Genomic DNA, 22,828 nt, shown 5'->3' on the forward strand with positions numbered 1-22,828 from the left:
GATATGGCAAAGCGCCGGGAGGAAGACAGCCGTGGGTCCCTTCACGGCTTATTACTTAGCCGCGAAACACCACTTCAGCCCAGCGGGCAAGGCCTGCGGTCACCGAGCCGAAATCATCGCCCCCGGCAAACGCTATGCCCGGCAGCTGCTGCGCCAGCGCATGTTTGATCAGCGGAGATCGGGCGCTGCCGCCGGTGAGATAAATCACCTCCGGCTTCACGTCGCTGGTTTCCAGCGCCAGCGTAACCTGCTCCAGAATGCGCTGTAGCGGCTGGCTGATAGCGCTTGCAAGCTCTGCCTGCGTGATGTCGCAGCCCAGCTCTTTGGCGATAAACGGCAGCATTGTGGCAACCTGTTTGCTGTCGGAGAGGGCTATTTTGCTCTCTTCCGCCGCCCGCACCAGGCGATAGCTCAGGCGCTGACGCCATACCTTTTGCAGATACGCTACCTTGTCTGCTTCGCGCGCGTCGCGTACCAGTTCAGCCAGCATTCTGCCGTTGGCGGTGCTGTAAAATTCGTTCTGCGCCGGAACATCGTTAATGGCAACGGCGTTCCACCATGGCAAAACGGGAAGGGCAATGCCTTTTTCCGTTTGTCCACCCATGCCAAGAAGCGGCGAAAGCTGCCTGAAGGCCAGCATAATATCGAGATCGTTTCCGCCAACGCGGCAGCCGCTGTGGCCGAGCAGACTCTGCTCCCGATCGCGGCGCGCGTGCCATTGCGGACCCATCAGCAGCACAGAACAGTCCGTAGTGCCGCCGCCGATATCAACGACCAGAACCTGTTTTTCTTCGCTTAGCGAGGCCTCAAAATCAAGCCCTGCGGCAACGGGTTCAAACTGGAATACCACGTCCTGGAAACCGGCGCGATGCGCCGCACGTTCAAGGATGCCCTGCGCCTGCCGGTTAGCCTCTTCGCCGCCCAGGCCCTGGAAGTTAACCGGACGACCAATCACGGCCTGGTTAATCGGCTCTGCGACCTGAGTTTGCGCCTGGTGACGAATATGCACCATCATGGCGCAGACTAAATCTTCGAATAATGCGACCTGCTGTGGTTTCAGCCCGCTGGCGCCGAGGAAAGATTTCGGTGATTTTACGAAGTAAACCTCTTCAGGATCTTCCATATACTGACGCAGCGAACTCAGGCCAAACTGCACGCTGTCTGGCCGAACCTCGATATCTTCTTCGCGGTTAAATGAGACAGCGCGACGCAGCAGCGCCTGCGTTTCGTCGCCATTCGCCGGCACCTGTTGGTGACGGTAAAGCCATTCGCTGACCGCTTCGCGCGTGGGCGCGCACAGCATAGAGGGAAGCAGAGAAGAACCATTTTCCATTTCCAGAAGCCGAGGCGCGCCATCGCGCATCACCGCAACTGAACAGTTTGCCGTACCATAATCAAAGCCGATAAATTGCATAATATCCCCATGCCGGTGAGAAGGGGGGCGACTTTAGCGGAATGCGTCGCCGTGGGCAACTGAATATCAAAGCAAGGCAATATCTGGCATTTACTATTATGCTAACCCCATAAAATGACACGGGAACAGGCTATGTTTGAACTTGGTTACCACCCGCCTTATGACTGGGACTGGATGTTCGGTTTTCTGGCCGCGCGTGCGGTTTCCGGCATCGAAACCGTTACGCCGACGCGCTATTGCCGCAGCTTTGCCCTGGGCCTGCATCAGGGACTCATCACGCTCGAACCTGATGAAAAGCGCCACGTGCTGAAGGTAACGCTATCCGCCGGATTGCTGCCGGTGGCGCAAGAAGCGCTGGTGAGGATACGGCAACTGCTCGATCTGGATCGCAAGCCTCAGCCGCTGCTGGAGAGCCTTGGTGAACTGGCTCAGGCGCGCCCGGGGCTGCGTTTGCCGGGCTGTATGGACGCTTTTGAACAGGCGGTTCGGGCTATTCTGGGACAGCTGGTGAGCGTGGCGATGGCGGCGAAACTTGCGGGAAAAGTCGCGCAGAGCTTTGGGGAACCGCTTGATGGCTTTCCGCAATGGCGGCTTTTTCCCAAACCCTGCGTGCTTGCGGCGCTGGCGCCGGAGCAGCTAAAGCCGTTAGGGATGCCGTTAAAGCGGGCAGAGTCGATTATTAATCTGGCGCGGCTGGTCGAAGCCGGAAAGTTTCCGCTGACGGCGCCGGCGGATATTGAGCTGGGCGTGAAGCAGCTGATTACCCTGCCAGGAATTGGGCGCTGGACGGCGAACTATTTTGCCTTACGCGGCTGGCAGGCAAGCGATGTATTTTTACCCGATGATTATCTGATTAAACAGCGATTTCCTGGCATGACCCCCGCCCGGATCCGCCGCTACGCGGAGCGCTGGCAGCCCTGGCGTTCTTATGCGCTGTTGCACATCTGGTACAGCGACGGCTGGCTGCCGCTCAATCCAGGCTGAATCAGTTAATCGCAAAATAACCGCTATGCAGCAGCATGGTCAGCGGCTGCGGTGCGCTGATGGTTTCCCCATAAATCAAATCGATACCAATACCGGAAAGGGTATCCATCACCATTGGCGAATCCGCCGGACCTGCTATGGCTTGTAGCGCCAGGCGCTGCGCATGGCCGTGAAGAATGGTCACCATCATTTCGTCCATCAGGTTGCAATGTACGTTCTTGATAAGCTCGCTATCGATAATGAGATAACTGAAGACCTGACGGCTGAGGTTGTCAAAAATATGCAGATCCCGGCCCGTGGCGGCCAGAATCAAATGGCAGCCCCGGTCACGAAGGCGCTGCAGATTTTTGTGTACGTGTTCGTGTTCGCTCAGCAATGAATCGCTGTTGATTTGCAGATGCAACAGCCGACCGGGGAGCGGGCTGCTATCCAGCATGGCAATCAGTTCATCGATAAAAACATCGCTTGCAAGCCCGGCAGGAGAGAGCGGAAGCGCAATGCCAAAACCTTTCTGCGCAAACTGCGCCGCAAATTGACGGAAGAATTCGTTGAACATCCGCCGGTCAAGCGCATGCTGTAACTCGTTCTCAACAAGCCCGCTGCGGAAGCTCTGTTCTTCTATAGCTTCGCCTTCGCTATTCCAGAGCCTGAGCGACAGCAGCCAGAAGCTGGTGGATTCAGGCACACGCGGCGGCACTACGGCCTGGGCAAGCATCAGAATCGGGTTTTCATTGATGATGCGCCACTGTTCATCTATAGCCAGCACGCTGCGGTTTTTCTGCAGATTATGCTGCTGCACTTCAAAAACGGTAACGCGTCCGCGGCCGCTGTTCTTCGAGGCATAGCAGGCGATATCCGCCTGGGATAAAACTTCCGAGGCGACTTTGTTGTCGGCATCAATCTGGGTGATCCCGGCGCTGGCGCCGATGCGGTGCAGATGGCCGTCCCAGACGAAGTGATAGTCGTTGATGGTATTGATAATACGCTCAGAAATATAGCGAGCGTTATCCGTTGAGCAATCCGGCAGCAGCAGGCCGAACTCATCGCCGCCAAGCCTTGCGAGGAAGTCGCCGGTGCGCAGCATGCTCAGCATCAGGGAGGAGAGTTCACGCAGCAGCGCATCCCCGGCGGCGTGACCGGCGGTATCGTTAACCGCTTTGAACCTGTCGAGATCGATAAATACCAGCGCATGGCGCTGACGGTTTTCGCCTGCGCTTTGCAACAGGCGCTTGAGATGATTTTCAAAACTTACGCGGTTGGCAAGGTGCGTCAGGCTGTCGTGCGAGGCGCTGTAGCTAAGCTGTTTGAGCATCTTGCGCGACTCGGTAACATCCTGAATAACGAGCACCGAACCGATACTTTGTCCGTCTAACGTCGTCAGCGGCGTCACGTTGTAATGAATGTCATAGCTGCCGCCGTTACGGCAGTGGAGCACCACATCCTGTTCAATAGCCATCCGCGAAAAATCGCCGCTGTGGATGTTTTCCAGCGCAGGACCGGCATCGCCAAAGGTAATGCGTAATATCGTAAGGATATGCTGGCCAATCGCTTCATCCTGCGGCCAGCCGCTGAGTTTCTCCGCTATCGGGTTCATAAAGGTGACGTTCATGTCGATATCGGTACAAATCACCGCCTCGCCGATAGAGTCCAGCGTGATATGCAGGCGCTCTTTTTCCTGATACAGGGCTTCGTTAAGCTGCTTGACCTCGGTCATATCAATATTGATACCGAGCAGACGCTCCACATCGCCGTTTTTATTCAGCACCCGGTTGGCCAGAGAACGGATATGACGAATGCCGTCTGCAACTTTTATGCGGTATTCCAGCTTGAACGGCATGCGCGCCCGCAACGATTCACGCACAATTTTTTCAGTTTGCGGCAGATCTTCAGCGATGATGCACTCCGCCCAGAGTTTGTAGCTGGGTTTCACGTGCGGCTGCACCTCGTAGAGATCAAACATGCGTTTGTCCCAGCTAATCACATCGCTTGCCAGATCCCATTCCCAGATGCCGATACCGCCAGCTTCGTTCGCCAACGTGATGCGTTCCATCAGGCGCTTATTAACCCATTCGGTGTGTTTGAGATCGTTGATATCTTCTATCTGGGCTATCAAATAAAGAGGAGAACCGTCGATATCGCGAACCACCGAAACCGCCAGCAGGGCCCACACCAGATCTCCTTCGCTGGTGTAATAGCGCTTCTCCATTGAATAGCTGTTGATATCGCCTGCGAGCAGCATCTCAAGCTGGTGAAGATCGGCGTGCAGGTCTTCCGGATAGGTTATCTGCTGGAAGGTCAGCGCGTGTAGCTGATCTGCCGTGTAGCCCAGGAAGTTGCTCAGGGATTTATTAACCTGAATCCACTGGCCTTCGATGGACACCAGCGCCATGCCGATGGCGGAATACTCCATCGCATTACGAAAACGTGCCTCGCTCCCGATGATATGTTTGCGCTCTTCGCGAAAGGAATACATCACCATTGTCATAACGTTGAGCGGGAGCAAAATCATCAGGAAGGGGAGCCACTGAGAATTATCCACCATCATCAGCTGTGGCATCGCCATCGAAATGCCGTTGGTGGTCATCATTAAAGAGACGCCCATCAGCGTGGCGAGAAAAATGATAAAGGCTTCCAGACGCGGCAGCCGAATAGCGCTCCACATCAGGAGAACGATAATAAAGGTGAAGGGCCAGGGGATAAAGCGTAGTACGAGGTAACTCAGCGCCAGGGTGATAATAAAGGTAATCACCGCCTCGAGTAGCAGTTTCTGGTTATAAGGTCGCCAGAAATAACGAGGCTTAATGAGCAGACCTGCCGGAAGCAACGCCAAAGCCCCGATGGCCTCGGAAAGCACCCAGACGAAGAACATTTTTGCCGCGCCGTCGCCTTCAGGACCAGCCAGCCAGACGACCAGCAAGCCGCTCACAATGGGCGGCACTACCGCGCTATAAAAAGCAAGGCGCATCCAGTCGTTGAGGTTCTGCAAAGGCTGTTGCGCGGGCAAAAAGCGGCGCATGAGCGTTGCCGTCATCAAAGCCTGAATAACATTGATGACGGTGAAAAATAGATTTATTTCTTTTAAAGGAGACAAAAATGCCGTGGCAGCCACGCTGCCCGCTGAGCAAAAAACGGCTAGCAGGGGCCACAGACGCGGCGGGTTACGAAAAAAAGCGACTGCCATCACCGAGGTTGGAAACCATAACGGTGCCAGCAGGTTACCTGCGGAGGTTAGCTTGAGTGAGTAAAAAGTAAAAATAAAGCTCAATAACCCCAGACCCGGCAGGAGCAACCTGGGTGAAGTAGTGCCCTGCTTATGTATATTATTTTTGGTCATTCCCGCGAAATCCGTTAAGGCAATGCCGCCAGGTGCATGCCCGGATGCAAAAATAGAATAGGTCGGTTTATGCTAGTACAAACAATTTACAATTCCTATGGCGTCCGCTCATAATTTAACATCAACATGTTATAAAAAATGCGGTGGTTCTGAGCTTATTTTCATTTATGCCGTCGGCATGCTATTTCCCGGTGAAAACCCTGCTGCAAACCAGCGTTATCAGGCCCTGCTGGCGCGTTGCTTGCGCAAAATCTTCCGTGGATAACCATTATTCTGGTATCACCCGGCGGTTAACCCTATAATTGCCGCGTTTGACGCTTCCCGCGTCGCCCTTCCTTAACATTAAGTCTACAAGGCTCGTTAACAACATGACTGACAAGTCCCATCAATGCGTCATCATCGGGATAGCCGGCGCATCGGCTTCAGGAAAAAGTCTCATTGCCAGTACCCTGTATCGCGAACTGCGCGATCAGGTCGGTGACGAACACATTGGTGTTATTCCAGAAGATAGTTACTACAAAGATCAAAGCCATCTGTCGATGGAAGAACGCGTTAAAACCAACTATGACCACCCCAGCGCGATGGACCACAATCTGCTGTTCCAGCACCTGCAAATGCTGAAGTCCGGCAAAGCCATTGAGCTGCCGGTGTACAGTTATGTGGAGCACACCCGCACCGCTAACACCGTTCACCTGGTGCCGAAAAAAGTCATTATTCTGGAAGGGATTTTGTTACTGACGGATGCCCGGCTGCGTGAAGAGATGAACTTCTCTATTTTTGTCGATACGCCGTTAGATATCTGCCTGATGCGCCGCATGAAGCGCGATGTCAACGAGCGTGGCCGGTCGATGGATTCGGTGATGGCCCAGTATCAAAAGACCGTTCGCCCCATGTTTTTGCAGTTTATTGACCCTTCTAAACAGTACGCCGATATCATCGTACCGCGTGGGGGCAAGAACCGCATTGCTATCGATATTCTGAAAGCGAAAATTAGCCAATTCTTTGAATAATCTCATCGTCTGATGGCCCGCAGCGGGCGTGCTTTTATGGACGAGAGTCCGGAACACGCTCGCAAAATGCAATGAATTTCCTGTAATTATCTGTCGTTCCGTGGATATCTGTGGCCCGGTGTGGCAGGGTAAACATAACTGTGCCTGATAAGGAGAATCTGCGATGCGTTTGTGTGACCGTGATATTGAAGCCTGGCTTGATGACGGGCGTTTAACGATTACTCCTCGTCCACCGGTTGAGCGCATTAACGGCGCGACCGTTGATGTACGCCTGGGAAATAAATTCCGCACCTTCAGCGGGCATACTGCGCCATTCATCGACCTTAGCGGTCCGAAAGATGAGGTTACCGAAGCGCTGGAACGCGTGATGAGCGACGAAATCGTGCTTGGCGAGGGCGAAGCGTTCTTCCTGCATCCGGGTGAGCTGGCGCTGGCGGTTACGCTTGAGTCGGTCAAGATACCTGCCGATCTGGTGGGCTGGCTGGATGGCCGTTCCTCGCTGGCTCGCTTAGGGCTGATGGTCCACGTTACCGCGCATCGTATCGATCCGGGCTGGCATGGCTGCATTGTGCTTGAGTTCTATAATTCCGGTAAATTACCCCTGGCTTTACGCCCGGGTATGATGATCGGTGCGCTGAGCTTCGAACCTCTTTCTGGTCCCGCCGCACGCCCTTATAATCGCCGCCAGGATGCGAAGTACCGCGACCAGCAGGGTGCCGTAGCCAGTCGTATTGATAAAGACTGAGTTAACGCCCGTAAGAGGATGCTATGAGACGATTGTTAACCGCGCTGATGATTTTGCTGGTTGTGATAGTAGTCGGCCTGTCTGCGTTGGTCCTGTTGGTCAATCCCAACGATTTTCGCGCTTATATGGTACGCCAGGTAGAGCAGCGTAGCGGTTACCAGCTCACCTTAGACGGGCCTTTGCGCTGGCATGTCTGGCCGCAGCTCAGCATTTTGTCCGGGCGAATGTCGCTGACGGCCCCCGGCGCGTCCCAGCCGCTGGTCAGTTCAGATAACATGCGCCTTGATGTGGCGCTTTGGCCGTTGCTTTCGCACCAGCTTCAGGTTCACCAGGTCATGCTCAAGGGCGCGGTCATTCAGCTCACTCCGCTTAGCGAAGAGCGTAAGCCTGAAGATGCTCCGGTAGGCCCTGCGGGGAACAATCCTCCCGTACCGGAAAACGAACCCGGCTGGTCTTTTGCTATCGCCAGGCTCAAAGTTGCCGATAGCGTGCTGGTCTTCCAGCATGACGACGACGAACAGATCGCCGTGCGTAATATCAACCTGGAAATGGAACAGGATGATAAAAAACAGGCCCACGTGGAGTTCAGCAGCCGCATCAATCGCGACCAGCGCGATCTGTATTTGTCGCTGGTTGCCGATCTGGACGCGAGCGCTTTCCCACAGAAACTGAACGCAACGATTTCTCAGCTTAATTATCAGCTTCAGGGTGCCGATTTACCCAACGCGGGCATTACAGGCGGCATCACGCTACAGGCGAACTGGAATCGGGCAGAGAAAAAACTCGATCTGAACAACCTGCAGCTCACCGCTAATGACAGCGATCTGCGGGGCAAGGCGAGCGTGGTTCTGGGAGAAAAACCGCGGTGGGCGGCAGATCTGAACGCGGTTAATCTGGATCTGGACAAGCTGGTAGCGGCAACGGCGACGACAAACACCACGGCGGCGCAGCGCGGCCAGCAGCAGAATACATTGCCGCGCCCGGTTATTGCCACCGCCGGACAAGAGACTTCCTATCGCAATCTACGCGACTTCAGCGCGCAGGTTTCCGTCGCGGCGAAAAGCGTGCGCTGGCGCGGGCTTGAGTTTACCAACGTTCGCTCCACCATTAGCAATGATTACGGCCTGCTTAAGATTACCGAACTGGCAGGGCAGTTTGGCAAAGGAAGTATGTCCTTGCCGGGCGAGCTTGATGCGCGCGATGACGTACCGCGTCTGGCCTTCCGCCCGCAGATAGACGCTATTGAAATTGCCCCTGTGCTTACCGCTTTCGACTACCCGATAACCTTATCAGGCCAGCTTTCAATGCAGGGCGAATTCAGCGGCGACAAGCTGGATGCCGAAGCATTTCGTCGTTCATGGCAGGGGGAGGCGAACATTACGATGACCAACTCTCGTTTGCAGGGGATGAACTTCCAGCAGCTGATTCAACAGGCCGTTGAACGCAGCAATAGCGACGTGAAGGCGCAGCAAAGCTACGAGAACGTAACCATGCTGGATCATTTTACCGCTGCGGCCACGCTGGACAAGGGCCAACTGGCCCTGCATAAAATGAACGGCAACTCTTCGCTGTTAACGCTGACAGGCGAAGGATCTATGGATCTCGTAAAAGAGGTGTGTGATACCCGCTTTGCTGTGAAGGTGACTGAAGGCTGGAAAGGAGACAGCAAGCTTATCACCATGCTAAAAGAGACGCCGATCCCGCTGCGGGTTTATGGCCCGTGGGCGCAGCTGAACTACAGCCTGCAGGTTGACCAGCTGCTGCGAAAACAGCTTCAGGAAGAGGCGAAGAGCCGCCTGCAACAGTGGGTGGATCGTAATAAAGACAGCAGCAAGGCAAAAGATGTGAAGAAGCTGCTGGACAAGCTTTAGCTCAGGAAAGCGGTGAATGGCGGCTTGCGCTTATGCACTCTGCAAATGCCGGATAACATCGCAGGTCGGGTAAGCGCTAGCGCCCCCGACCTGCCCAAAACTACACCTCGTAATCCATCCCTTCCTCTTCCACCAGCGGCACAATCTGTACCCGCTGCACGCGGTGGCTTTCAACCTGTAACGTTTTCAGCTGATAGTGACCTACCTGAACGGTTTCTCCGGCGACAGGTATTCGCTGAAGATATTCCATCAGCAGGCCAGCGATGGTGTGATAGTTACGCTTGTCATCGAGCGGCAGCGGAATGTACTGCACTAAATCCTCCAGCGGCATGTGGCCATTTGCCGTCCAGGTGCCGTCCGGGTTTTTCTGAATGTCGTGACGGGCATCAATATCTTCAGCTTCGTTAGGCAGATTGCCGGCGATAGTCTCCATGACGTCGCTTAACGTCACAACCCCTTCAACCGAACCAAACTCATCCACTACAAATGCGAAGTGCGTACGCGCGTTGCGGAACTGTTCCAGCGCTTGCAGAAGCGGCAGCGTTTCAGGGAAGACGAGCGGCTGGCGAATTAACGTTTCGAGATTGAGCGGCTCGCCTCGCAGAGATTGCGTAAGCAAATCGATGATGTGCACCACGCCGAGCACCTCATCGCCGTCATCGGTTATCACTATGCGGGTGTGCTGATTTTTTTCGACGATCTCGCGTATATGCTCGTCCGGCTCCGTAAACTTCACCTGCTCCACGTCATGACGTGAAGTCATGATGCTGCTGACGGTACGCTGGTTGAGATTCAGCACGCGCTCAATCATCAGACGCTCTTGCGGATTAAAAATCCCGCTCTGCCGATCGTTATCGGCAATCAGCGATGACGTCTGAGCACCAAGCTCCGCTGCTTCTTTTTTGCCGTTGAGCAACCTTAATACGGCTTCGGCGGTGCGCTGACGCAAAGACTGGTTTGCCGACAGAAAGCGGCGGCGGTTGAAAATGGCCAGCTGGTTTAGCGACTCTATCAATACCGAGAAACCAATTGCGGCATAGAGGTAGCCTTTCGGGATGTGGTAGCCAAAACCGTCCGCCACCAGGCTAAAGCCAATCATCAAAAGAAAGCTCAGGCACAAAATAACGATAGTCGGATGGCTGTTCACAAAACGCGTCAGGACTTTGCTGGCAAGCAGCATCAGGCTGATGGCAATAATGACCGCGGCCATCATCACGGCAAGATTATCCACCATCCCAACGGCGGTAATCACCGAATCGAGAGAAAATACCGCATCAAGAACGACAATCTGCGCGACGACGGGCCAGAAACGAGCGCCGCGCCGCTGCGTTTGCGCTTCGCGATCTTTTCCTTCCAGCCGTTCGTTAAGCTCCATCGTCGCTTTGAAAAGCAGAAATAGCCCGCCTGAAAGCATGATCAAATCGCGGGCGCTAAAGCTAAAACCTCCTGCGGTAAAAAGGGGCGCGGTGAGCGTCACAAGCCAGGAAATAGACGCTAACAGCAGCAGGCGCATGAGCATGGCAAGAATAAGCCCGGTGACGCGAGCGCGGTCACGAAGTGCGGCGGGAAGTTTCTCGGCAAGGATGGCGATAAACACCAGGTTATCAATGCCCAGCACCAGCTCGATAACAACCAGCGTAACCAGCCCGGCCCAAATTGATGGATCGGCAATCCATTCCATATAGCTTTATACACCTTCTTTTATTGATGGCAGGTTTAAGCAGTAAAGTATGACAAAAATCACCGTGAAAGGATGGATAATCATCCGCTAAAGCGCAACGGCATCCTGAGATTAATCTTAGCTAATATCCGCGACCAGCGTTTTTTGCGGTATATATCCATTGAATAGCCATGGTTAATAATTAGAAAAGGAACAAAATGGTTCAGCGATATGTATTTATTATGACAGAATATATATGAGATATATCTGTATATGTTCCCGCCACTACTCTGAATGAAATTTTTGTCAATATAAAGAAAATCCTAAAACCAGAATTTTGCGGCGTTAATATTATTCTTAAAAGTATCTGTATTCCCGGCAGGCGCCTTGCCTGTATTTGGGTTAGCTGTAACAATCAATCGCAGTGTCTGGCAATGAATGTATTTTTATAATTAGTTAGTGTGGCACTTTAGCGCTTCATTACTCGTAACTGTGCCTTATGGATAAATAGATACAGATTTATCTCAGGAGCGGTGTCCTCTTATTATCTGCTGTTGTTTCAGTGGGTTGGTGCCTGTAAGCCAAGGGCGGTAGCATGCCTGAAGGCAAGAGTTTAAGCCTCAATTATTCTGTCAATAGGATGTCGGGAAATAAGCAAATTTTAGGATTGATACCAGTTATTAGCGCAAGCCAGGACGCGCAATTTTCTGCTGCGGCCATTCGGTAATTGGTCGCTTATTTTATTCGCACAGGATAATTACTCTGCCATAGTGATAAATACTCAATGATAAAATACAAACTTAAGTTGATGCCTTTATTGGTATCGGTAACCCTGATGAGCGGTTGCACAGTCCTTCCCGGTAGCAATATGTCGACGATGGGAAAAGATGTTATCAAGCAGCAGGATGCAGATTTCGATCTGGATCGTATGGTTAACGTTTATCCGTTAACGCCGCGGCTGGTTGAACAATTACGCGTGCATCCCGCCGTTGCGCAGCCAAATATGTCTCTGGACCAGGAGATATCAGCTTACCAGTACCGTGTCGGGCCGGGAGATGTGCTTAACGTCACCGTCTGGGATCACCCAGAATTGACCACCCCGGCCGGCCAGTATCGTAGCTCAAGCGATGCCGGCAACTGGGTGCAGTCTGATGGCACCGTGTTCTATCCCTATGTGGGCAAAATAAAAGTGACCGGCAAAACCCTTGCCGAAATTCGTAGTGATATTACCGGCCGCCTTGCGAAGTACATTGCTGACCCGCAGGTGGACGTTAATATCGCCGCCTTCCGCTCGCAAAAAGCCTATGTCTCAGGCCAGGTAAATAAATCCGGCCAGCAGGCGATTACCAACGTTCCGCTGACGATCCTTGATGCCATCAACGCCGCAGGCGGCCTGACCGACGCTGCCGACTGGCGCAACGTGGTGCTGACGCACAACGGCCAGGAAAAACATATCTCATTGCAGGCGCTAATGCAGAACGGCGATCTGAGCCAGAACCATCTGCTGTATCCGGGCGACATTCTGTTTGTACCGCGCAACGACGACCTGAAAGTCTTTGTGATGGGCGAAGTGAAGAAACAAACCACCCTGAAAATGGACTTCAGCGGCATGACGCTGACCGAAGCGCTTGGCCAGGCGGAAGGGCTGGATATGACCTCGTCTAACGCCAGCGGCATCTTCGTTATTCGTCCGTTGAAAGGGCAGCAGGGCGGCAAGATCGCCAACATTTACCAGCTCGATATGTCCGATGCGACCTCGCTGGTGATGGGCACTGAATTCCATCTGCAGCCTTACGACGTGGTGTATGTCACAACCGCACCGGTAACGCGCTGGAACCGCCTGATCAACCAGCTGCTGCCAACCATCAGCGGTGTTCGTTATATGACGGATACAGCCAAAGATATCCATACATGGTAACGCCCTATGTTTAATAAAATTCTTGTGGTGTGCGTGGGGAATATTTGCCGATCGCCAACCGGCGAACGCCTGCTCAGAACTTACCATCCCGCGCTGACGGTTAACTCAGCGGGACTGGGGGCGTTAGTGGGGAAGGGGGCCGATGCCAGCGCTGCTCGCGTGGCGCAGGAGCACAACCTTTCCCTGGATGGTCATTGCGCACAGCAGGTTTCAGGCCGGATGTGCCGCGATTACGATCTCATCCTCACGATGGAAAAACGCCATATTTCCGCAATCTGCGAAATGGCGCCTGAGATGCGCGGCAAAGTGATGCTCTTTGGTCACTGGGATGCGGAGCGGGAGATTCCCGATCCTTATCGCAAAAGTCGCGACGCTTTCGAAGCGGTCTTCGACCTTCTCGATCTTTCCGCCCAAAAGTGGGCTAACGCACTCAACGCTCATCAGGGATAACAATGACTGACAAAGTACATCGTTCGGGCGCCCCGACCGAGGGCAATGACGAAATCGATATTGGCCGTCTGTTCGGCACCGTTCTTGAAGCCCGCTGGTGGGTGCTTGGCATCACGGCGGTCTTCGCGCTGCTGGCCTTGGTTTACGCCCTGTTTGCCACGCCAATCTATAAAGCCGATGCGCTGGTGCAAATCGAACAAAACGCGGGCAATTCGCTGGTTAACGACATCAGCTCCGCGCTTACAAATAAGCCACCGGCTTCCGCCGCTGAGATGCAGTTAATCCAGTCTCGCCTGGTGCTGGGGAAAACCGTTGACGATCTCAATCTTGATATCGCCGTGGCTAAAAACAGCTTCTGGCTGTTCGGTGCCGGCTGGGACCGCCTTCATGGACGCCAGAATGACACGGTAAAAGTCTCCGATTTCACTCTGCCTGCGGGCGCGGGCAAAGACATCTTTACCGTTGAGGTGCTTAGCCCAACCCAGTACCTGCTGACCAGCGACAACGGTTTTAGCGCCAAAGGGCAGGTTGGACAGACGCTGAACAAAAACGGCGTTTCTATGAAGGTGGACGGCATTAAAGCGCAGGTGGGCGATACCTTTACCGTCACCAAATACTCCACGCTCGGCATGATTAATCAGCTGCAGGGCAATCTCACCGTGGCGGAAAACGGTAAAGATACCGGCGTGCTGAGCCTCTCTTATACCGGTGAAGATAAAGATCGGATCCGCGTCATCCTCGACAGCATCACCCGTAACTACCTGGAGCAGAACGTTCAGCGTAAATCGGAAGAGGCGGCGAAGAGCCTTAAATTCCTCGCTGAACAGCTACCGGAAGTGCGTAGCCGTCTGGACGCGGCAGAAAACAAACTGAACGCCTACCGCCAGCAGCAGGACTCGGTGGATTTGTCGCTGGAAGCGAAATCTGTCCTCGACACCATGGTTAACATTGATGCGCAGCTTAATGAGCTGACCTTCAAAGAAGCGGAAATCTCTAAGCTCTATACCAAAGCTCACCCGGCTTACCGCACGCTGCTGGAAAAACGTCAGACGCTGGAAGATGAAAAAGCCCGTCTGAACGGTCGCGTTACCGCCATGCCGAAAACGCAGCAGGAGATCGTGCGTTTAACCCGCGACGTGGAATCCGGCCAGCAGGTTTATATGCAGCTGTTGAATAAACAGCAGGAGCTGAAAATTACCGAGGCCAGCACCGTGGGCGATGTGCGCATCGTTGATTCGGCAATTACCCAGCCTGGTATCGTTAAGCCGCAGAAGGCCCTGATTGTGCTGGGCGCCATTATTCTTGGCCTGATGTTGTCAATTGTTGGGGTGCTGCTGCGTTCCCTGTTCAACCGCGGTATCGAAAGCCCGGCGGTGCTGGAAGATGCGGGGCTTAACGTTTACGCCAGCATTCCGCTGTCCGAATGGCAGAAATCCCGCGACCACGCCACCGCGCGTAACGTCAAAGGGGCGAAGCGCAATAAACAAAGCCAGCTACTGGCGGTGGGGAATCCTACGGATCTGGCGATTGAAGCCATCCGCAGCCTGCGTACCAGCCTGCACTTTGCCATGTTGCAGGCGCCCAACAACGTTCTGATGCTGACCGGGGTAAGCCCGTCCATCGGTAAAACATTCGTCTGCGCCAACCTTGCTGCGGTGATTAGCCAGACCAACAAGCGCGTGCTGCTTATCGACTGTGATATGCGCAAAGGCTATACCCACGAGCTGTTGGGCACCACCAACGTAAACGGCCTTTCCGATGTGCTGTCCGGCCAGGGGGATATCTCGTGCTGCGCGCAGAAAACGTCGGTGCCTGATGTCGACCTCGTCCCGCGCGGGCAGGTGCCACCGAATCCTTCCGAGCTGCTGATGAGCGATCGCTTTGGCGAGCTGGTGAAGTGGGCAAGCGAACACTATGACCTGGTGCTGATTGATACTCCGCCAATTCTTGCCGTTACCGACGCCGCCATTGTTGGCCGTCACGCAGGCACCACGCTAATGGTGGCGCGTTATGCGGTAAACACGTTGAAAGAGGTGCAGACCAGCCTCAGCCGCTTCGAGCAGAACGGCATCCATGTGCGCGGCGTGATACTCAACTCCATCTTCCGTCGTGCGGCAGGGTATGAGGATTACGGCTACTACGAGTACGAATATAAATCTGATTCTAAATAAGATGATTGACCCTCACCCTCTCCCTGAAGAGGGAGAAGGCGAGGGGCTGTTTCTCATCAACGAGACTTTTTTGGGGAATGTCATGAATAACACTACATTGCGCCCGCTGATTTCTATTTATATGCCTACCTGGAATCGTCAGCAGTTGGCCATTCGCGCCATCAAATCCGTGCTGCGCCAGGATTTTGCCAACTGGGAAATGATCATCGTTGATGACTGTTCCTCCTCCTTTGAGCAACTTCAGCTTTTTGTTGAAGAGCTTAACGACCAGCGCGTGCGCTATATCCGTAACGACTATAACTCCGGTGCCTGTGCGGTGCGCAACCAGGCTATCCGTCAGGCAACGGGTAAGTTTATTACCGGTATTGACGACGACGATGAATGGACGCCGAATCGCCTGTCAGTATTTCTGGAACACAAGCATCAGCTGGTAACGCACGCTTTCCTGTATGCGAACGACTATGTTTGCGAAGGGCAGGTTTATTCGCAGCCGACCAGCCTGCCGCTCTACCCAAAATCGCCATATTCCCTGCGGCTGTTTTTTAAGCGCAACATTATTGGCAATCAGGTTTTCACCTTTGCCGATCGCTTTAAAACCTGCCTGTTTGATACGCAGCTGGCGGCGGCGCAGGATTACGATATTTTCCTGCGCATGGTGGTGGAGTACGGCCAGCCGTGGAAAGTGGAAGAAGCCACGCAAATTCTGCATATCAATCACGGCGAAATGCAGATCACCAAATCGCCTAAAAAGTTCGCGGGTTATTTTCACTTCTATCGCAAGCATAAGGATAAATTTGATCGCGGCAGCAAGAAATATCAGCTCTTTACGCTCTACCAGATCCGCAACAAGCGTATGTCTTTACGTACGCTGATGGCGCTGTTGACCGTGCGCAATACCAAGCGTCTGGCCGATGGGCTGCGGGGGAAATAATCGTGCTTGAAGATCTGCGCGCAAACTCCTGGAGCCTTCGCCCGTGCTGCATGGTGCTGGCCTATCGCATCGCCCATTTTTGTTCGGTGTGGCGCAAGAAAAACGTCCTGAACAATATCTGGGCGGCGCCGGTACTGCTGCTCTACCGCCTGGTGACCGAATGCCTGTTTGGCTATGAAATCCAGGCCGCAGCCACTATTGGGCGACGTTTTACCATCCATCACGGCTACGCCGTCGTTATCAATAAGTTCGTGGTCGCCGGGAATGATTTCACTATCCGTCACGGCGTAACCATCGGTAACCGCGGGCAAAGCCTGGCCTGCCCGGTGATTGGCAACGGCGTCGAACTGGGCGCCAATGTCATCATCATTGGCGATATTACGCTTGGCAATAACGTCATCGTGGGTGCGGGTAGCGTGGTATTGGATAGCGTGCCGGACAACGCGCTGGTGGTGGGTGAGAAAGCGCGAGTTAAGGTAATTAAATGAATATTATGCAATTTAATGTGCGCCTCGCTGAAGGGGGTGCCGCGGGAGTGGCGCTTGACCTGCACCAGCGCGCCCGCGAAGCTGGACTCTCTTCGCGCTTTATTTATGGCTACGGAAAAGGCGGTAAGAAAAGCGCCAGCCACGACAGGTTTGCCGACGTGGAAAAACATACCCCGCGTCTGACGTCGATTGCCAATATCATCCTGTTCCGCTTCTTCAATCGCGATCCGTTTGGCAACCTGAACAAGCTTTATCGCAAAGTCACCCGTACAGACGGTCCGGTCGTGCTGCATTTTCATGTGGTACACAGCTACTGGCTGAACCTTGAAGAGATGGTGACGTTTTGCCTGCGTGTAAAATCCCATAAGCCGGACGTGACTTTTGTCTGGACGCTGCACGACCACTGGAGCATTACCGGGCGCTGCGCCTTCCTCGACGGCTGTGAAGGCTGGAAAACCGGCTGCGCAAAATGCCCGACGCTGAACAACTACCCGCCGGTTAAGGTTGACCGCGCTCATCTGCTGGTAGACACCAAACGGCAGTTATTCCGCGAAATGCTGGCGCTGGGCTGCCATTTTATCTCGCCAAGCCAGCACGTAGCCGATGCCTTTAACCAGATCTACGGGACAGGGCGCTGCAAAATCATCAATAACGGCATTGATGTGGCAACCGAGGCGATTCTCGCCGAGCTGCCTTTAACCCAGCTAAGCCATGAAAAGCCAAAAGTAGCGGTAGTGGCGCACGACCTGCGCTACGACGGCAAAACTAATCAAAAGCTGGTACAGGCCATAATGGCGCTGGGTAACGAGATTGAACTGCACACCTTCGGCAAATTCTCGCCGTTTAACGGTCCGAACGTGGTGAACCACGGCTACATGACCGACAAGAAAGCGCTCATGAGCGAGCTTAACGAAATGGACTCGCTGGTGTTCAGTTCAAAAGTGGATAACTACCCGCTGATCCTGTGCGAGGCGCTGTCCATTGGCGTGCCGGTGATTGCGACGCAAAGCGAAGCCGCAGACGAAGTGCTGAGTAAGGTGGGCGGCAAAACGTTCAGCGAGGCTCAGGTGCTGGAGCTGGTGAAATTGCCGAAAGCCAGCCTTGCTCAGCAGGTGTTCGGCATGGATTTGCCGGGCTTTAAAACCACAAGCCGCAGGGCTTACAGCGGACAACAGATGCTGGAGGAATATGTCTCGTTCTATCAGAATCTGTAGCTATCTGCTGTTACCGTTCATCTATCTGGTGGTCAACATCAAGCTGGCCTCGCTGGGAGAAAGTTTCCCGATAACGATAGTGACCTTCTTACCCGCCATCCTCTTTTTGTACATTGAACGTATCAGCGTCAAAAAACTGATGATTGCGCTGGGCATCGGCGCCGGGTTAACCGTTTTTAACTATATCTTCGGCCAGTCGCTGAATGCCGGCAAGTATGTCACCTCGACATTACTGTTTGTTTATATCGTGCTCATCCTGGCCATGACCTGGAGCTGCCGCTTTAAAACTATCTCGCCGCATAATCACCGAAAAATATTGCGGTTATTTTATATTGTCGTCGGCATTATTGTGGCGCTGGCGGCGGCGGAAATGGCGCAGATTATTCTCACCGGTGGCAGCAGCCTGCTTGAGAAAATTTCGAAGTTTCTTATTTACAGTAACAGCTACGTGCTGAACTTTATTAGCTTTGGCGGCCGGCGGACTACGGCCCTTTATTTTGAACCCGCATTTTTTGCTCTGGCATTAATCTCAATTTGGCTCAGCATTAAACAGTTCGGTATCAAAACGCCAAAAACTGATGGTATGATTCTTTTAGGGATTATCCTTTCAGGATCGTTTTCAGGGGTGATGACCTTCATCCTGTTTTACCTTCTTGAATGGGCATTCCAGTACCTTAATAAAAATGCCATAAAGAAAAAGTTGCCGCTGGCGATTATTTCTTTAGCAGTGTTTTTAGTAGGGTTAATATTCGCTTTCCCCTATATCGCTACGCGTCTTGGCGATTTAGGCACCGAAGGATCGTCATCCTATTATCGTATTATTGGCCCGCTGGCCATGGTTGGATATTCTCTGACGCATATTGAGGGCGTCGTGCGTTTTGGTTCTTTATATGAATATGTCGCATCATTCGGAATCTTTAACGGTGCGGATGTCGGTAAAACAGTGGACAATGGTCTGTATCTGCTGATTATTTATTTTTCCTGGTTCGCAGTGTTGTTGACGATTTGGTACATGTGGAAAGTCATTAAAATGATGCGCACGGCGTTTGGCCATAATGAAAATTTCCGCGTGCAGCTGTGGCTTTTTACTCCCGTGTCACTGTTTTTTACCGGTTCAATTTTTAGTCCGGAATATGCTTTCTTGATTGTTTGTCCGTTTATTTTACGTAAGGCACTCAAGATAACGAACCGCTGATGAGGCCCACAATCATGTTATTAAGTGTAATCACCGTTGCCTGGAAAAATTTAGCCGGGGTAGAAAAAACCTGGCGCTCGCTGGCTCATCTGGCGCAGGCATCCGACATCGCCTTTGAATGGATTGTGGTTGACGGCAACTCGCAGGACGGCACGGCAGAATTTCTGGAAAATCTCAACGGGCAGTACGGCTTACGCTTCGTCAGCGAGAAGGATAACGGCATCTATGATGCGATGAATAAAGGCATTGATATGGCCCGTGGCCGTTACGCTTTGTTCCTTAATTCCGGTGATATTTTCCACCAGGACATTGCCCAGGTCGCGCGTCAGCTCGCCGCTATGCCTGCCAAAGATAACGCGATGATCATGGGCGATGCCTTATTAGATTTTGGTGACGGAACGAAAATGCAGCGCCGCGCAAAACCCGGCTGCTATATTTATCACAGCCTGCCGGCCAGCCATCAGGCAATATTCTTTCCGCTGGCGGGCCTGCGAAAACATCCCTACGATCTGCAATATAAAGTCTCTTCTGATTATGCGCTGGCGGCCAAAATGTACAAAAACGGCTACGCATTTAAACGCATCAATGGTCTGGTTTCCGAATTTTCTATGGGCGGCGTTTCAACCTCCAATAATATTGAATTGTGCCGCGATGCAAAAAACGTTCAGCGCAAAATATTAGGCGTACCTGGTTTTATCGCTGAACTGTCATTTCAGCTTCGTCTGCGCACGACCGGTAAAGCAAAAGCGCTCTACAACAAAGCGTAATTGCCATAAGGAAATATTATGCAGGAATTAAGCGGCTTCTCCGTACCAAAAGGGTTTCGGGGCGGCAACGGTATTAAGGTTCAGCTATGGTGGGCCGTGCAGGCGACCTTATTTGCCTGGTCACCGCAGGTGTTATACCGCTGGCGCGCATTTTTATTACGCTTATTTGGCGCAAGGATTGGTAAAGGCGTGGTCATTCGCCCGTCGGTGAAAATTACTTACCCATGGAAATTAACGCTTGGTGATTACGCCTGGGTTGGCGATGACGCCGTTTTATATACTCTGGGCGATATCTCCATCGGTGCAAATTCCGTGGTGTCACAAAAGTGTTATTTGTGCACCGGCAGTCACGATTATATGAGCCAGCATTTTGATATTACCGCCACGCCCGTGGTGATTGGCGAAAAATGCTGGCTGGCAACGGATGTTTTTGTTTCACCCGGCGTCACGATTGGTGATGGCACCGTCGTAGGCGCCCGCAGCAGCGTTTATAAATCATTACCGGCGAATGCCGTTTGCCGGGGTAACCCAGCAGTAAAAATACGCGATCGAGCGTAGAAATATTAACAGAGGAAAAATTCATTATGACTAAAGTAGCTCTCATTACGGGTGTAACCGGACAAGACGGCTCCTATCTGGCAGAACTGCTGCTGGAAAAAGGTTACGAAGTGCACGGCATTAAGCGCCGCGCTTCTTCTTTCAACACCGAACGTGTCGATCATATTTATCAGGACCCGCATACCAGCAACCCTAAATTCCATCTGCACTACGGCGATCTGACGGACAGCTCCAACCTGACCCGTATCCTTTCCGAAGTGCAGCCGGACGAAGTGTATAACCTGGGTGCGATGAGCCACGTGGCGGTTTCCTTCGAATCCCCTGAATACACCGCTGATGTGGACGCCATGGGTACGCTGCGTCTGCTGGAAGCCATCCGCTTCCTGGGCCTTGAGAAGAAAACCCGCTTCTATCAGGCTTCCACGTCCGAGCTGTACGGCCTGGTGCAGGAAATCCCGCAGAAAGAGACCACGCCTTTCTATCCGCGCTCTCCATACGCCGTAGCCAAACTGTACGCCTACTGGATAACCGTTAACTACCGTGAATCCTACGGCATGTACGCCTGTAACGGCATTCTGTTCAACCACGAATCTCCACGCCGCGGCGAAACTTTCGTTACCCGCAAAATCACCCGCGCGATTGCCAATATCGCTCAGGGCCTGGAGAAGTGCCTGTACCTGGGCAACATGGACTCCCTGCGTGACTGGGGCCATGCCAAAGACTACGTGAAAATGCAGTGGATGATGCTGCAGCAGGAAACGCCGGACGATTTCGTGATCGCCACAGGCGTGCAGTATTCCGTGCGTCAGTTCGTGGAAATGGCCGCGGCCCAGCTGGGTATCAAGCTGCGCTTTGAAGGCACCGGCGTGGATGAAAAAGGCATCGTGGTTTCCGTCACCGGTCACGACGCGCCGGGCGTGAAGCCGGGCGACGTGATTATCTCCGTGGATCCGCGCTACTTCCGTCCTGCTGAAGTGGAAACCCTGCTGGGCGACCCGACCAAAGCGCACGAAAAACTGGGCTGGAAACCAGAAATCACGCTGCAGGAAATGGTTGGCGAGATGGTGGCAAAAGACCTGGAAGCAGCGAAGAAGCACTCCCTGCTTAAGTCACACGGTTACGAGGTCGCCATCGCGCTGGAGTCCTGAGCATGAACAAAAAACGTATCTTTGTTGCCGGCCACCGCGGGATGGTCGGTTCGGCCATCGTCCGCCAGCTTGCGCAGCGTGATGACGTCGAACTCGTGCTGCGCGGTCGTGATGAGCTGAACCTGCTGGATGCCGCTGCGGTTAACGCCTTCTTTGCCGGAGAAAGTATCGACCAGGTTTACCTGGCCGCCGCAAAAGTGGGGGGTATTGTGGCGAACAATACCTACCCGGCGGATTTCATCTACGAGAACATGATGATCGAGAGCAACATCATTCACGCCGCGCACACGCACAACGTGAACAAGCTGCTGTTCCTCGGCTCATCCTGTATTTATCCGAAAATGGCCAGCCAGCCGATTGCCGAAAGCGAGCTGCTGCAGGGCACGCTTGAAGCCACCAACGAGCCGTATGCGATTGCCAAAATCGCCGGCATCAAGCTGTGCGAGTCCTATAACCGCCAGTTCGGTCGCGACTATCGCTCGGTGATGCCAACGAACCTGTACGGGCCGAACGACAACTTCCACCCGAGCAACTCCCACGTTATCCCGGCCCTGCTGCGTCGCTTCCATGAGGCCACCGAACAGAACACGCCTGACGTGGTGGTGTGGGGCAGCGGCACGCCGATGCGCGAGTTCCTGCATGTGGATGATATGGCGGCAGCCAGTATTCACGTGATGGAGCTGGACCCGGAAGTGTGGGCGGAAAACACCGAGCCGATGCTGTCGCACATCAACGTCGGCACCGGCGTGGACTGCACCATCCGCGAGCTGGCGCAGACTATCGCCAAAGTCACCGGCTACCGGGGACGCGTGGTGTTCGACGCCTCTAAACCGGACGGTACGCCGCGCAAACTGCTGGACGTCACCCGCCTGCGCCGTCTTGGCTGGTATCACGAGATTGCCCTGGAGCCGGGTCTTGCCAGCACCTACCAGTGGTTCCTCGAAAATCAGTCCCGGTTCCGGGGGTAAGC

The 22,828-nt window shown here is 53.5% G+C and carries 18 protein-coding genes; 15 read left to right on the forward strand and 3 right to left on the reverse strand.

Annotated elements, in window-relative coordinates; genetic code table 11:
• Positions 1 to 55: 55 nt before the first annotated feature.
• Entirely contained in the window at positions 56 to 1,414 is a 1,359-nt protein-coding gene (gene yegD, locus E2L00_RS01170; protein ID WP_167605865.1) for a molecular chaperone, read from the reverse strand.
• 132 nt (positions 1,415 to 1,546) lie between these two features.
• Between yegD and alkA the strand changes: the two genes are divergently transcribed.
• The gene (alkA, locus tag E2L00_RS01175; protein WP_167605868.1) at positions 1,547 to 2,398 is read left to right on the forward strand and encodes a DNA-3-methyladenine glycosylase 2; all 852 of its coding nucleotides are present in this window, start codon (positions 1,547 to 1,549) and stop codon (positions 2,396 to 2,398) included.
• 1 nt (position 2,399) lies between these two features.
• Here alkA and E2L00_RS01180 read toward each other — a convergent pair whose 3' ends face one another.
• Positions 2,400 to 5,732, reverse strand: a complete 3,333-nt coding sequence (locus E2L00_RS01180; protein ID WP_167605871.1) for a diguanylate cyclase — start codon at positions 5,730 to 5,732, stop codon at positions 2,400 to 2,402.
• Between the two features lie 368 nt (positions 5,733 to 6,100).
• On the opposite strand from E2L00_RS01180, the gene udk reads away from it, so the two are divergent.
• The 3 genes from udk (at position 6,101) to asmA (ending at position 9,358) form a co-directional block, all read left to right on the forward strand.
• On the forward strand, positions 6,101 to 6,742 hold the full coding sequence (gene udk, locus E2L00_RS01185) for a uridine kinase (protein ID WP_167605874.1): 642 nt from the start codon (positions 6,101 to 6,103) through the stop codon (positions 6,740 to 6,742).
• 163 nt (positions 6,743 to 6,905) lie between these two features.
• On the forward strand, positions 6,906 to 7,487 hold the full coding sequence (dcd, locus tag E2L00_RS01190) for a dCTP deaminase (protein WP_167605877.1): 582 nt from the start codon (positions 6,906 to 6,908) through the stop codon (positions 7,485 to 7,487).
• Positions 7,488 to 7,510: 23 nt separating this feature from the next.
• Positions 7,511 to 9,358: an outer membrane assembly protein AsmA gene (asmA, locus tag E2L00_RS01195; RefSeq protein WP_167605880.1), complete on the forward strand. Its 1,848-nt coding sequence runs from the start codon at positions 7,511 to 7,513 to the stop codon at positions 9,356 to 9,358.
• 100 nt (positions 9,359 to 9,458) lie between these two features.
• On the opposite strand, the gene E2L00_RS01200 is transcribed toward asmA, so the two are convergent.
• Complete coding sequence (locus E2L00_RS01200) at positions 9,459 to 11,039, reverse strand: TerC family protein (protein WP_167605883.1); 1,581 nt, start codon at positions 11,037 to 11,039, stop codon at positions 9,459 to 9,461.
• A 763-nt stretch (positions 11,040 to 11,802) separates the two neighbouring features.
• Between E2L00_RS01200 and E2L00_RS01205 the strand changes: the two genes are divergently transcribed.
• From E2L00_RS01205 to fcl, 11 genes are all read left to right on the forward strand, one after another.
• Positions 11,803 to 12,936 carry a polysaccharide export protein gene (locus E2L00_RS01205; protein ID WP_167605886.1) on the forward strand — a complete coding sequence of 378 codons (1,134 nt, stop codon included), beginning with the start codon at positions 11,803 to 11,805 and terminating at the stop codon, positions 12,934 to 12,936.
• 6 nt (positions 12,937 to 12,942) lie between these two features.
• Positions 12,943 to 13,386: a low molecular weight protein-tyrosine-phosphatase Wzb gene (gene wzb / locus E2L00_RS01210; protein WP_167605890.1), complete on the forward strand. Its 444-nt coding sequence runs from the start codon at positions 12,943 to 12,945 to the stop codon at positions 13,384 to 13,386.
• A gap of 2 nt (positions 13,387 to 13,388) precedes the next feature.
• On the forward strand, positions 13,389 to 15,557 hold the full coding sequence (gene wzc / locus E2L00_RS01215; RefSeq protein ID WP_167605893.1) for a tyrosine-protein kinase Wzc: 2,169 nt from the start codon (positions 13,389 to 13,391) through the stop codon (positions 15,555 to 15,557).
• Positions 15,558 to 15,639: 82 nt separating this feature from the next.
• Positions 15,640 to 16,488 carry a colanic acid biosynthesis glycosyltransferase WcaA gene (gene wcaA / locus E2L00_RS01220; RefSeq protein ID WP_167605896.1) on the forward strand — a complete coding sequence of 283 codons (849 nt, stop codon included), beginning with the start codon at positions 15,640 to 15,642 and terminating at the stop codon, positions 16,486 to 16,488.
• 2 nt (positions 16,489 to 16,490) lie between these two features.
• Positions 16,491 to 16,976, forward strand: coding sequence for a colanic acid biosynthesis acetyltransferase WcaB (gene wcaB, locus E2L00_RS01225; RefSeq protein WP_167605899.1), 486 nt, complete (start codon positions 16,491 to 16,493; stop codon positions 16,974 to 16,976).
• A complete protein-coding gene (gene wcaC, locus E2L00_RS01230) occupies positions 16,973 to 18,190 on the forward strand; it encodes a colanic acid biosynthesis glycosyltransferase WcaC (RefSeq protein ID WP_167605902.1) in 1,218 nt (405 codons plus the stop codon). Before wcaB ends, wcaC begins: the two co-directional genes overlap by 4 nt.
• Complete coding sequence (gene wcaD / locus E2L00_RS01235; protein ID WP_167605904.1) at positions 18,165 to 19,385, forward strand: colanic acid polymerase WcaD; 1,221 nt, start codon at positions 18,165 to 18,167, stop codon at positions 19,383 to 19,385. The genes wcaC and wcaD overlap by 26 nt, the downstream gene beginning before the upstream one ends.
• A 14-nt stretch (positions 19,386 to 19,399) precedes the next feature.
• On the forward strand, positions 19,400 to 20,152 hold the full coding sequence (gene wcaE / locus E2L00_RS01240) for a colanic acid biosynthesis glycosyltransferase WcaE (RefSeq protein ID WP_167605907.1): 753 nt from the start codon (positions 19,400 to 19,402) through the stop codon (positions 20,150 to 20,152).
• Between the two features lie 18 nt (positions 20,153 to 20,170).
• Complete coding sequence (gene wcaF, locus E2L00_RS01245; protein WP_167605909.1) at positions 20,171 to 20,710, forward strand: colanic acid biosynthesis acetyltransferase WcaF; 540 nt, start codon at positions 20,171 to 20,173, stop codon at positions 20,708 to 20,710.
• 26 nt (positions 20,711 to 20,736) lie between these two features.
• Positions 20,737 to 21,858, forward strand: coding sequence for a GDP-mannose 4,6-dehydratase (gmd, locus tag E2L00_RS01250; RefSeq protein ID WP_167605912.1), 1,122 nt, complete (start codon positions 20,737 to 20,739; stop codon positions 21,856 to 21,858).
• 2 nt (positions 21,859 to 21,860) lie between these two features.
• Positions 21,861 to 22,826, forward strand: a complete 966-nt coding sequence (fcl, locus tag E2L00_RS01255) for a GDP-L-fucose synthase (RefSeq protein WP_167605915.1) — start codon at positions 21,861 to 21,863, stop codon at positions 22,824 to 22,826.
• Positions 22,827 to 22,828 lie beyond the last annotated feature (2 nt).

This window comes from Cedecea colo (assembly GCF_011808225.1).
Taxonomy (GTDB): domain Bacteria; phylum Pseudomonadota; class Gammaproteobacteria; order Enterobacterales; family Enterobacteriaceae; genus Dryocola; species Dryocola colo.